The organism is Streptomyces sp. NPDC051987, from assembly GCF_040680735.1.
Classification (GTDB): Bacteria; Actinomycetota; Actinomycetes; order Streptomycetales; family Streptomycetaceae; genus Streptomyces.
Genome location: NZ_JBFAXI010000152.1, coordinates 1 through 12067, shown reverse-complemented (window position 1 = coordinate 12067; position 12067 = coordinate 1). Strand labels below are relative to the sequence as shown.

Annotated in this window: 11 protein-coding genes; 4 read left to right on the top strand and 7 right to left on the bottom strand. The window is 72.0% G+C overall.

The genetic code is table 11. From position 1 onward, the window contains the following. Window positions 1-116 precede the first annotated feature (116 nt). Genes AB0M11_RS39795 through AB0M11_RS39775 form a run of 5 tightly spaced genes read right to left on the bottom strand, consistent with a single transcriptional unit; the run spans window position 117 to window position 5107 of the window. On the bottom strand, window positions 117-920 hold the full coding sequence (locus tag AB0M11_RS39795) for an FAD:protein FMN transferase (RefSeq protein ID WP_365713579.1): 804 nt from the start codon (window positions 918-920) through the stop codon (window positions 117-119). Continuing rightward, window positions 913-1707 (bottom strand): FMN-binding protein, encoded by a 795-nt coding sequence (locus AB0M11_RS39790; RefSeq protein ID WP_365713577.1) that lies wholly within the window; start codon window positions 1705-1707, stop codon window positions 913-915. The genes AB0M11_RS39795 and AB0M11_RS39790 overlap by 8 nt, the downstream gene beginning before the upstream one ends. A gap of 46 nt (window positions 1708-1753) precedes the next feature. Then, the gene (locus AB0M11_RS39785; protein WP_351958845.1) at window positions 1754-3136 is read right to left on the bottom strand and encodes a ferredoxin reductase family protein; all 1383 of its coding nucleotides are present in this window, start codon (window positions 3134-3136) and stop codon (window positions 1754-1756) included. Between the two features lie 59 nt (window positions 3137-3195). Further along, window positions 3196-3741 (bottom strand): FMN-binding protein, encoded by a 546-nt coding sequence (locus AB0M11_RS39780; RefSeq protein ID WP_365713574.1) that lies wholly within the window; start codon window positions 3739-3741, stop codon window positions 3196-3198. Window positions 3742-3751: 10 nt separating this feature from the next. Next, window positions 3752-5107 (bottom strand): ferredoxin reductase family protein, encoded by a 1356-nt coding sequence (locus AB0M11_RS39775; RefSeq protein ID WP_365713572.1) that lies wholly within the window; start codon window positions 5105-5107, stop codon window positions 3752-3754. 150 nt (window positions 5108-5257) lie between these two features. Between AB0M11_RS39775 and AB0M11_RS39770 the strand changes: the two genes are divergently transcribed. Both AB0M11_RS39770 and AB0M11_RS39765 read left to right on the top strand, forming a co-directional pair. Then, window positions 5258-6001, top strand: coding sequence for a response regulator transcription factor (locus AB0M11_RS39770; protein ID WP_365713581.1), 744 nt, complete (start codon window positions 5258-5260; stop codon window positions 5999-6001). Then, window positions 5998-7491, top strand: coding sequence for a HAMP domain-containing sensor histidine kinase (locus AB0M11_RS39765; RefSeq protein WP_365713570.1), 1494 nt, complete (start codon window positions 5998-6000; stop codon window positions 7489-7491). The genes AB0M11_RS39770 and AB0M11_RS39765 overlap by 4 nt, the downstream gene beginning before the upstream one ends. Here the strand turns inward: AB0M11_RS39765 and AB0M11_RS39760 are convergent. After that, complete coding sequence (locus tag AB0M11_RS39760) at window positions 7488-8084, bottom strand: pyridoxamine 5'-phosphate oxidase family protein (protein ID WP_365713568.1); 597 nt, start codon at window positions 8082-8084, stop codon at window positions 7488-7490. The two genes, AB0M11_RS39765 and AB0M11_RS39760, sit on opposite strands and share 4 nt — an antisense overlap. A 119-nt stretch (window positions 8085-8203) precedes the next feature. Next, window positions 8204-9067 (bottom strand): hypothetical protein, encoded by an 864-nt coding sequence (locus AB0M11_RS39755; RefSeq protein WP_365713566.1) that lies wholly within the window; start codon window positions 9065-9067, stop codon window positions 8204-8206. A gap of 198 nt (window positions 9068-9265) precedes the next feature. Here AB0M11_RS39755 and AB0M11_RS39750 point away from each other — a divergent pair, with 198 nt between their 5' ends. Both AB0M11_RS39750 and argH read left to right on the top strand, forming a co-directional pair. Further along, window positions 9266-10462, top strand: a complete 1197-nt coding sequence (locus AB0M11_RS39750; protein WP_365713564.1) for an argininosuccinate synthase — start codon at window positions 9266-9268, stop codon at window positions 10460-10462. A gap of 99 nt (window positions 10463-10561) precedes the next feature. Beyond that, a complete protein-coding gene (argH, locus tag AB0M11_RS39745; RefSeq protein ID WP_365713562.1) occupies window positions 10562-11992 on the top strand; it encodes an argininosuccinate lyase in 1431 nt (476 codons plus the stop codon). The last annotated feature ends 75 nt before the right edge of the window (window positions 11993-12067 follow it).

Sequence of the window (12067 nt, the reverse complement as noted above, 5' to 3'; positions counted from 1 at the left end):
CGCTCCCAGCCGCGGGCAGTCGTGCCGCTGGGGCGGCACGGGTGCCCGCTGGGGGTCCCCCCGGCCGAAGGCCGGGGGGAGTTGGCCTGCAAGCGCCGGTGAGCGTCCCACCGGCCTCACCCCAGCCGCGTCGCCAGCCCCCCGGTGCACCGCACCTCGTCGCCCGCGGTGATCAGCAGCCCTTCCACGTCCGGCAGCGACTCCAGCCACGCCAACCCGGCCCGCGACCCCATCGCGAACGCCGCCGTGGCCCAGCAGTCCACCCACGTCAGCCGCGGCCCCACCACCGTCACCGCCACCAGATCCGTCACCGCCGACTTCCCGGTCCGCGGGTCGACGATGTGGGCGCCCCGCTCCGCCGTCCCCGACGTCGCCACCGCCAGCTCGTCGACGCCCGCCGCCGTGATCACCGCCGCCAGCCCACCGGGCCGCAGCGGATCGGCGATCCCCACCCGCCAGGACCGCGTCGGCTCGGGCGTGCCGGACATCTGGACGTCACCGCCGCCGTTCACGCTCACCCCGCTCACCCCGGCCACCCGCCGCAGCGCCCGCGCCGCCCGCTCCACCGACCAGCCCTTGACGATCCCGGTGGGGTCGAGCCGCCCCCGGTAGCGGGTGCTGAACCAGCCGTCGCTGACCCGCTCCGCCTCGGCCGCCAGCTCCAGCACCTCGGCCACCTCGGGATCGCAGTCGGCGACGCCGAGCTCCTCCCGCGCCAGCCGGGACACCTGGCTGTCCTCGCGGTACGTGCTGAACACCTGGTCGACCCGGTGCAGTCCGGCGACCGCCTCGTCGAGGGCCGCCCGTACGGCGTCCGGATCCCCGCCGCGGACGTCGAAGGAGAAGACGGTCCCCATGACCTCCTCCGCGTGACGCACCGCGGCGGGAGCCTCCGCGGACTCGGCCACCGCCTCAGCCACCGGCCTGGTCCAGCGCCGACTGCAGGGACTGCTTGTAGCCGGTGCTGGTGTAGGTGGCCCCGGAGACGGAGTCGATGTTCGCGCTCCCGGCCGCCACCGCCTCCTGGTTGAGCTTCGGGACGGAGAGCGCCGTCTTCTGGTCGCTGGTGCCGCCCTTGGGCGCCTGCACCGCCTCCGCCTTGGTGATCTTCCCGCCGGAGACGGTGACCCGGACCTGGACCGGCCCGTACGGGGTCTGCGCGACCTGCCCGGTCACCGTCTTGGCCTGCGCCTGCGCGGACCCCGACGAGGACGACCCCGACGACCCCGACGTGCCCGAGGAGGACGCGCTCGCCTGCTTCAGCTTGTCCAGCGCCGACTGCAGCGACTGCTTGTAGCCGGTGCTCGTGTACGTCGCCCCGGAGACCGAGTCGATGTTCGCGCTCTGCGCGGCCACCGTCTCCTTGTTGAGCTGCGGCACCGACAGCGCGGTCTTCTGGTCGCTGGTGCCGCCCTTGGGCGCCTGGATCGCCTGGGCCTGGGTGATCTTGCCGTTCGCGACGGTCAGCCGGACCTGGACGACCCCGTACTGCGTCTGCGTCGCGGCCCCGTCCACCGTCGTGGTGCCGGCGGCCCCCGTGCCGCCCTGCGGCGACTCCTGCCCGGCCGCCGCGGCCGACGGAGCCGCGCCGGCCGCCGACGCGGCCGCCGGGTCCGACGACGGCTTCAGTGACAGCAGCAGCACGACGCCGGACACGGTCGCCGCGGTGGCCAGCACCACACGCCTGATGGGGTGAGTCTTCCTCATCGCTTACGAACTCCCGATTCCCTGGATTCCCGTGTGGTCCCGTCGCTCACATCTCGAACGACTCGTGATGGATGCGGCGGGCGGGGACCCCCGCGCCGCGCAGTGCTTCGTACACGCCCTGCGCGAACCCGGGCGGGCCGCACATGAAGACGTCGTGGTCGACGATGTCCGGGATCTTCCGCTGGAGGTTCTCCGCGGAGATGTCCGGCCGCTCGCCCTCCGGGCTGTTGACCGCGTACATCAGCCGGGCCCCGCGCTCCTTGGCGATCTTGGCCAGCTCGTCCCAGAGGGCCAGGTCCTGGGTGGTGTTGGCCCGGTAGAGCAGGGTCAGGTCGCCCGCGGCGCCGGGCAGCGTCTCGAACAGCGCCCGCATGGGCGTGATCCCGACGCCGCCCGCCACCAGCAGGACCTTGCCGCGGCTGCGCCGGGACGCGGTCATCGCCCCGTACGGCCCTTCGGCCCACACCCTGGTCCCGGGCCGCAGTTCGCGCAGCCGCGCGCTGTGGTCGCCGATCGCCTTGACGGTGATCCGCAGCATGTCGGGGCGCGGGGCCGCCGACAGCGAGTAGGGGTGCGAGCTGAACCGCATCCCGGGGGCCATGAAACGCCAGCGGAAGAACTGGCCGGCCTCCGCGCCCATCCGGTGCAGCTTGCGCCCGCCGATCAGCACCGACACGATGCCCGGCGTCTCCTCGATGACCGCCTCGACGCGCATGCGATGCCGGAGGTTGAGCCGGATCGGGGTGAGGATCCGGTACCAGACCACCAGCGCCGTCACCGCGCCGTACAGCCCGTACCAGAAGGTCTTGGCCATCGGGGTGAGGGCGAAGTCGTTGCCGGTGGTGATCTGGTGCCAGAAGGTCAGGAACACCGCCGCGTACGTCAGCAGGTGCACGTGGTACCACGTGTCGTACGGCATCCTGCGCCGCACCGGGCCGATCGAGGTCAGGCCGATGACGACGAACAGGCCGGTCCCGATGGCGGCCTTGCCCATGTCGGGGAGCTGGTTCACGGAGTCGATGGTCTGCTGGACGATGTCGTTCAGCGTCTTGCCGGCCTGCAGCGCGTAGCCCCACATGATGAGGAAGACGTGCGCGAAGACCAGGCAGAGCGTGTAGCGGCCGCTCATCGCGTGCCAGCGGGCGACGCGGTCGGAGCCGACCCGCCGCTCCAGCGCGGGCACCCGGGCCATCTGCAGCACCACGAGGGCCATCAGATAGCCGGCCAGCAGGCCGGTGATCCGGCCCGCGTTGAGGATCTTGCCGTTCTGGTCGGCGATGGAGGGGGTGTTCTGCCACCACAGCCAGAGTACGGCCGCCGCACCCGCCCACACGGCGAGCAGCAGCGGTACGGCCGGTGAGCGGCGCGGGCGGATGCGGCGCATCGTCTGTCGGCGGGCGGCACGTCCGCCTGCGAGTGTGGTGGTCACGGTTCCTCCGTAGGGAATTGACCCTTGGCCCACAGATACGTGCCGTACTGCCCGAGTGTTCAGAGCCCCGCGGAGTCCAGTGCCGACTGGAGTGACTGCTGGTAACCCTGGCTGGTGTAGGTGGCCCCGGAGACCGTGTCGATCTGCGCGCTCTGCGCCGCCAGCGCCTCGCTGCGCAGCTGCGGGAGGGCGTAGCTGTTGATCTGCTGGTCCCGGGGGTTGTCCGACGGATACTGCACCGCCGTGACGTCGGTGATCCTGCCGTTCTTGACGGTCACCTTCACCTGGACGGGGCCCCAGCGGGTCTGCACGGTGTCCCCCGTGACGGTCTTGGTACCGCTGCTGCTCCCGGACTTGCCGGAGCCGCTGGAACCCTTGGAGCCGCTGGAGCTGCCAGAATCGTCAGAGTCGCCGGACTTGCCTGAGCCGCCGGTCGTGCCGGGTGAGGCGCTCGCGCTCGCCGACGGGGCGGGGACCGCCGAGTCGGCGATCACCGTCGGGGCGGTGTGCGGCTTCAGCGCCAGCAGCATCACGATCCCGGAGACGGTCGCGGCGCTCGCCAGCATGACGCGACGCAGGGGACGGTTCTTGTTCAGTGCGTGCACGACAGGGGCCTCACAGCTCGAAGGACTCGTGGTGGATACGGCGGTCGGGCACCCCGGCCGCGCGCAGCGCTCCGTACAGCTCCTGGGCGAAGCCGTGCGGACCGCAGATGTACACGTCGTAACCGCCGAGGCCCGGGAAGGTCGCCCGCAGCGACTGCGCGGTGAGGGCCGGGCGTTCGCCGTGCGGGCCGTTGAGGGCGTAGAGCACCTGGCCGCCGCGCCAGCGCGCGATCGCCTCCAGCTCGCCGCCCAGCGCCAGGTCCTCCGCGGTCCTGGCCCGGTAGAGCAGCGTGACCTGGCCGGGCAGCGTCTCGAAGAGCGCCCGCAGCGGGGTGATGCCGACGCCGGCCGCGATGAGCAGGCTCCGGTGACTGGTGGCCCGGTCCGCGGTGAGGGCGCCGTACGGGCCCTCCGCCCACACCCGCGTGCCCGGCCGCAGCAGCGCCACCGCCGTGCTGTGGTCGCCGAGCGCCTTGACGGTGATCCGCAGCAGGTCGCCGCGCGGCGGCGCCGACAGGGAGTACGGGGTCGACGTCCGGCCCATGCCGTCGCCGCCGAAGAACCGCCAGCGGAAGAACTGCCCGGCCTGCGCGCCCAGCTCCCCGATCCGCCGGCCCTCGACGACGACCGAGTACACGCCCGGCGCCTCCTTCTGCACCGAGTGCACGCGCAGCCGGTGCCGCAGGTTGAGCCGCACGGGCGCCAGGATCCGGAACCACACCACCAGGGCGGCGACCCCGAGGTACAGCGTGTACCAGAAGGCGGTGGCGACCGGCTTGCCGTTGAAGTCGTTGCCCAGTGTCAGCTGGTGGAAGAAGGCGAGGAAGACGGCCGCGTAGGTGAGCAGGTGCACGTAGTACCAGAACTCGTAGCTGGTGCGGCGCCGCGCCGCGCGCATCGAGGTGATGCCGACGGCGAAGAGGATCACCGTCCCGGCCGTCGCCTTGAGCATGTCGGGGTAGTCCAGGACGACGGTCAGCGTCTCGTGGACGAGGGAGGCGTGGTCCTGGGCCGCGTACCCGGCGAGGATCAGCACCACGTGCGCGACCAGCAGGCAGACCGTGTACCGGCCGGCCATCGCGTGCCAGCGGGCGACCCGGTCCGAGCCGACGCGCACCTCCAGCAGCGGCACCCGGGCCATCAGGCCGACGAGCACCGCGCAGGAGTATCCGCACAGCAGGCCGGCGATCCGCCCGGCCCCGGTCAGCCAGCCCGCCGCGCCCACGACGGAACCGGTGTCCGACCACCACAGCAGAACCACGGCCGCGGCACCGGCCCAGAGCAGGGCGAGCACGGCACCCGCGGGGGAGCGGCGCGTGGTCGCGGGCACGGCGGGCGCCGTACGCCGTTCGTCCACGGTCGTCATGAGTCGTGTCCTTTCTCCGGTCAGGCCGCCACTGTGCAACCCGAACCTCTGAGCACCCTCTGAACGGGCACCGGCTTAGCCGGCTCAGAGGAAACTCAGAGCAGCCGGGGCGGCCCGTTCCGGTCGGGAGGAGGGATGCTGGTAGACGCGATGAACACGACCCGCTCCGGCCGCCCCGCCCTCACCCGCCCTGACGGCACCCCGCTCCGCGTCCTCGTCGTCGACGACGACCCCGACCTCGCGGAGGTCCTCACCGGTGCCCTGCGCTACGAGGGCTGGGAGGTCCGCGCGGCCGACGACGGCGCGGGTGCGCTGACCGCGGCCCGCGAGCTGATGCCGGACGCGGTGGTCCTGGACGTGATGCTCCCGGACACCGACGGCTTCGCCGTGCTCCGCTCGCTGCACCAGGTCAAGCCGGACGTCTGTGTGCTCTTTCTCACCGCCCGGGACGCCGTGGAGGACCGTATCGCCGGCATCACCGCGGGCGGCGACGACTACGTCACCAAGCCCTTCAGCCTGGAGGAGGTGGTCGCCCGGCTGCGCGGCCTGCTGCGCCGGGCCGGCATGGCCCGCCAGCAGGAGGACGACGGCCCCCGGCTGGTCGTCGGCGACCTGAGCATGGACGAGGAGGCCCGCGAGGTGAGCCGGGCCGGCGAGCTGATCGAGCTCTCCCCGACCGAGTTCGAGCTCCTCCGCTTCCTGATGCGCAACCCGCGCCGCGTCCTCAGCAAGGCGCAGATACTGGACCGGGTGTGGTCGTACGACTTCGGCGGCCGGGCCCATGTCGTCGAGCTGTACATCTCCTACCTGCGCAAGAAGGTGGACGCGGGCCGCGAGCCGATGATCCACACGGTTCGCGGCGCCGGTTACGTCCTCAAACCGGTGACCACATGACCCTGGCCCGACGGCTCCGGCACCTGCTCCGCCGCCTGCCCCGCCCCCGCACTCTCCGCGCCCGCCTCACCGCGGGCCTGGTCGTGCTGCTCGCGGTGAGCTGCGCGGCGGTGGGCGTCGCGGCCGTGGTGGAACTGGACGGCTTCCTCACCGGGCGCCTGGACCAGCAGCTCCAGCAGACGGGTCCGAGCTTCCCGCAGTCCCTGGAGCACGGGAACTACAAGCCCAGCGACCGGGACGGCGACGAGCGTGCCGACACCCGCCGCCAGGCGGCCGGCACCTTGGGCGTCCGCCTGGTGAAGGGCCAGGTCACGAATGTGGCCCTGGTGCCCTCCGGCGCCGATCCGGACCTGACCGTCACTCTCACGGCCCGGGACCGCGCGGCCCTCGCCGAGCTGCCGGTGGACGGCCGCGGCCACACGGTCCACCTCGCCTCGATCGGCTGCTACCGGCTGCTGGCCTGGCCCGGCCGCGACGGCGACGTCCTGGTCATCGGCCTGCCTCTGGAACCGGTACGGGCCACCGTGCAGCGCCTGGAGCTGGTCGCCGCCGCCGTGTTCGGCGTGGCCCTCGCCTCGGCCGGGGTGGCCGGCGCCCTCTGGGTCCGCTGGTCCCTGCGCCCGCTGAGCCGCGTCGCGGACACGGCCACCCGGGTCAGCGAGCTGCCGCTGGCCAGCGGCGAGGTGGCGCTGCCGTCCCGCGCCCCCGAGTCCGACCCGCGCAGCGAGGTGGGCCGGATGGCCACCGCCTTCAACCGCATGCTGGGCCACGTCGAGGACGCGCTCAGCAAACGCCACGCGAGCGAGGAACGCCTGCGCACCTTCGCGGCGGACGCCAGCCACGAGCTGCGCACCCCGGTCGCCTCGGTCCGCGGCCACGCGGAACTGGCCCTGTTCCACCCGGGCCCGCTGCCGCCCGAGATCACCCGCGCCCTGGAGCGCATCGCCGCCGAGTCCTCCCGCATGGGCGAGATGGTCGACGACCTCCTCCTGCTGGCCCGCCTCGACGCCGGCCGCCCCCTGGAGAGCCACCCGGTCGACCTCACCCACCTGGTCCTGGACGCCGTCACGGACGCCCGCGCCGCGGGTCCCGACCACCGCTGGACCCTGGACCTCCCGGAGCGGCCGGTCACGGTGACCGGCGACACCCACCGCCTGCACCAGGTGCTGGCCAACCTGCTGGCCAACGCGCGTCTGCACACACCGGCCGGCACGAAGGTGACGGTGACGCTGGAGACGGAGGGGCGGACGGCGGTCCTCCGGGTGCACGACGACGGCCCCGGCGTCCCGAAGGACATCCAGCCCGGCGTCTTCGAACGCTTCACCCGAGCCGAACACCGCCGCCGCGCGGACGCCCCCGGCGGCGGAGCGGGTCTGGGCCTGTCGATCGTGGCGGCTGTGGTGGAGGCGCACGGGGGGACGGTGACCTTGACCAGCCACCCCGGTGCGACGACGTTCACGGTCGAACTCGCGACCAGCGGAGATGCTTAGGGGCGCGGGGAACCCGACGGAGGCAGCGGCAAGGGCAGCCCGGGGAGGCCGTCCAGGCTCACCGCGATGTGTTCCTTCTTCTCGAAGTACGCGCTCAGCGAGGCGTCGTCCTCCCGCGCGAAGCGCTTCCCGTGCAGCTCGCGGTCGGCCTCGTACGCCATGTGGGGGACCGCGTAACCGCAGCTGTCCCGGACGAGTTCGGCGTGCACGACGATGATCGCGCGCAGGCCGTGCCGGGTCGGGTCGATGTCCGGGAAACGGGTGAGGAGTTCCGGGAAGCGCGGGTCGTCCCGGAAGACCGCCTCGCCGCGGCCGTGCACCCGCACGATGTTCGGCGGGCCCTGGAACGCGCACCACATCAGGGTGATGCGGCCGTTCTCCCGCAGATGGGCGATGGTCTCGGCGTTGGAGCCGGCGAAGTCCAGGTAGGCCAGGGTCAGTTCGTCGAGTACGGCGAAGGAGCCCCGGAGGCCCTTGGGGGAGAGGTTGACCGTGCCGTCGCCCGCGAGCGGGGCGGTGGCGGTGAAGAACAGGGGCTGTGCCTCGATGAACGTGCGGAGCCTGCCGTCGATGCGCTCATAGGTCTTTCCCATGTCTGGAGAGTATCGGCGCACCTGCTGCGCACGGCTGAGGGATTCCGGGATCCGGACAGGACCCACTGCGGCCGCCCCGGCCGGCGCTGAACACGGGGCGGCCGCAGCTGCCTGTCACGTCACTTGGTGAGCGTGCAGGCGGCCAGGGAGTCGAGGCCGGTGGGCTTGGCCGACGTCCGGCCGATCGCGATGGCGATGCGGTCGATGGTCGACTTCCGCTTGTCGGCCAGCGGGCCGAGGATCGCGTTCTGCACGAAGTTGGGGCCGCCCTGGCCGACCGTGGTCTGGAGCCGGTTGTTGGCCTCCTGGATCTGGGTCTGGAGCAGGGTGAGGTTGCGGGTGACCTCGGCCTGCGCGGACGCGGGGACCGCCGGGAGCTTGGAGGCGACGTCCGGGCAGCTGATCGTGCCCACCGCGCTGTTGGCCTTGCTGCCGCTGCTGCCCGTCGACTGCTGCTGGCTCGCGGCCGTGCCCGGTTTGGCGGCGCCGGTCCCCTTCGCCGTGCCGCTGCCCGTGTTCGTGGCGGCCCCGCCCGCGTTCAGGGCGCAGGGCGCCAGCGAGTCCAGGCCGGTCGGCTTGGCGGCCGTACGGCCGATGGCGGTCGCGATCCGGTTGATGGTCGCCACGCGCTTGTCCTTGAGGGGACCGAGGATCGCGTTGTTCACGAAGTTGGGCCCGCCCTGGCCCACCGTGTCGACCAGCCGCTTGTTCGCCTCCTGGATCTGCGTCTGCAGGAGCGTGAGGTTTCTGTCGACCTCGGCCTTCGCGGAGGCGGGGATCGCCGGGAGCTTGGAGGCGACGTCCGGGCAGGTGATGGTGCCGGGGGAGGCGGCGAAGGTGCGCGCGTTGCTCGTGCCGCTGCTCTGGTCGGGCGTACCGGCGAGGGCCGAACCGGCGATGACCGCGCCGGACAGGGCCACGGCGGCGGCACCGCCGATGAGCGCGACACGACGCTTGTTGTACTTCGGAAGAGCCCTGGACATGCGGATGCCTCACTTGGGTCAGAGGTGGGTTTACAAACGCGGCGCCAGCGTTCAGGGATGGGTACGGGTAAGCGGTTTCGTTTGTTCAAACCTTTTTCACATCAGTCCGGCGAACCGCTGGACCCTTGGCCCGATTGACGAATCATGCAGAGCTCTGCATAATCATGCATAGCAAGAGGACGTACGGGAGGAGGGACCATGACCGAGCGCGTCGTACTCGCCTACTCCGGCGGGCTGGACACCTCCGTCGCCATCGGCTGGATCGCCGAGGAGACGAACGCCGAGGTCATCGCCGTCGCGGTGGACGTCGGCCAGGGCGGCGAGAACCTGGACGTCATCCGCAAGCGGGCCCTCGCCTGCGGTGCGGTCGAGGCCGAGGTCGCCGACGCCCGCGACGAGTTCGCCGAGGAGTACTGCCTCCCGGCGATCAGGGCGAACGCCCTCTACATGGACCGCTACCCGCTGGTCTCCGCCCTCTCCCGGCCCGCGATCGTCCGGCACCTGGTCGCCGCCGCCCGCAAGCACGGCGCCACCACGGTCGCCCACGGCTGCACCGGCAAGGGCAACGACCAGGTCCGCTTCGAGGCCGGCATCGTCGCCCTCGCCCCCGACCTGACCTGCATCGCCCCGGTCCGCGACTACGCGATGACCCGCGACAGGGCCATCGCCTTCTGCGAGGCGAGGAACCTCCCGATCGCGACCACCAGGAAGTCCCCCTACTCCATCGACCAGAACGTCTTCGGCCGCGCCGTCGAGACCGGCTTCCTCGAAGACATCTGGAACGGCCCCATCGAGGACATCTACGAGTACACCCAGAACCCGGCCACCCCGCGCGAGGCCGACGAGGTGGTCATCTCCTTCGAGGCGGGCGCCCCGGTCGCCGTCGACGGCAGGCAGGTCACCGTCCTCCAGGCGATCCAGGAGCTCAACGAGCGCGCCGGCGCCCAGGGCGTCGGCAGGATCGACCTGGTCGAGGACCGCCTGGTCGGCATCAAGTCCCGCGAGGTGTACGAGGCGCCGGGCGCGATCGCGCTCATCACCGCCCACCAGGAGCTGGAGAACGTCACCGTCGAGCGCGAACTCGCCCGCTACAAGCGACAGGTGGAGCAGCGCTGGGGTGAACTCGTCTACGACGGCCAGTGGTTCTCGCCGCTCAAGCGCGCCCTGGACGGCTTCGTCACCGAGGCCAACCAGCACGTCACCGGAGACATCCGGATGACCCTGCACGGCGGCCGCGCGGTCGTCACCGGCCGCCGCTCCGAGTCCTCCCTCTACGACTTCAACCTCGCCACCTACGACACCGGCGACACCTTCGACCAGGCCGCGGCCAAGGGCTTCATCGACATCTACAGCCTGTCTTCGAAGATCGCCGCACGGCGTGATCAGCGGGCGTAGCCCGACGTGACCTGTCCCGGGCAGTAGCGTGACGACCGCCTCCCCGTTCATGGCCGGGGAGGCGGTGCCACATCCGTATCTCTTCTAGGAGCAACGCAAGTGAGCAGCAACAGCGGTGACGTACGGCTCTGGGGCGGACGTTTCGCCGACGGTCCCGCCGAGGCCCTGGCGAAACTGTCCGCGTCCGTCCACTTCGACTGGCGGCTCGCGCCCTACGACATCGCCGGTTCGCGTGCCCACGCGCGCGTGCTGCACAAGGCGGGCCTGCTCACCGAGGACGAGCTCCAGCGCATGATCGCGGGCCTCGACAAGCTGGAGGCCGACGTCGCCGACGGCTCCTTCGTGGGCACGATCGCCGACGAGGACGTCCACACCGCGCTGGAGCGCGGCCTCCTGGAGCGCCTCGGCCCCGACCTCGGCGGCAAGCTCCGCGCCGGACGCTCCCGCAACGACCAGGTCGCGACCCTCTTCCGGATGTACCTCCGGGACCACGCCCGGGTGATCGGCGGCCTGATCGCCGACCTCCAGGACGCCCTGATCGGCCTCGCCGAGGCCCACCCTGACGTGGCGATGCCCGGCCGCACCCACCTCCAGCACGCCCAGCCGGTGCTCTTCGCCCACCACGTCCTGGCCCACGTCCAGTCCCTGTCCCGGGACGCCGAGCGGCTGCGCCAGTGGGACGAGCGGACAGCCGTCTCCCCGTACGGCTCCGGCGCGCTGGCCGGCTCCTCGCTGGGCCTGGACCCGGAGGCGGTCGCCGCCGATCTCGGTTTCGAGCGCGGCAGCGTCGGCAACTCCATCGACGGCACCGCCTCCCGCGACTTCGTGGCGGAGTTCGCCTTCGTCACCGCGATGATCGGCGTGAACCTCTCCCGCATCGCGGAGGAGGTCATCATCTGGAACACGAAGGAGTTCTCCTTCGTGACCCTGCACGACGCGTTCTCCACGGGCTCGTCGATCATGCCGCAGAAGAAGAACCCCGACATCGCGGAGCTGGCCCGCGGCAAGTCCGGCCGCCTGATCGGCAACCTGACCGGTCTGATGACCACCCTCAAGGCCCTCCCGCTCGCCTACAACCGCGACCTCCAGGAGGACAAGGAGCCGGTCTTCGACTCCTGCGACCAGCTGGAGGTCCTGCTCCCGGCCTTCACCGGCATGATGGCCACCCTCACGGTCCACCGCGAGCGCATGGAGGAACTGGCTCCGGCCGGCTTCTCCCTCGCCACCGACATCGCGGAGTGGCTGGTCAAGCAGGGCGTACCCTTCCGCGTCGCCCACGAGGTGGCCGGCGAGTGCGTCAAGGCGGCGGAGGCCGAGAACAAGGAGCTCGACGAGCTGACCGACGACCAGTTCGCCAAGATCTCCGCCCACCTGACCCCCGAGGTCCGCACCGTCCTCAACGTCCCGGGCGCCCTCGCCTCCCGCGACGGCAGGGGCGGCACGGCCCCCAGCGCGGTCGCCGTCCAGCTGGCGGAGGTCAAGGCGGACGTGGCGGCACAGCACGCGTGGGCGGCGGCCAGGACGGCCTGACCCCGAACAGCGCAGCGAGAAGGGGGCGGGCCCACAAGGGGGTCGCGGCCCGGCTCGGGGCGGCCGCCCCGCCCC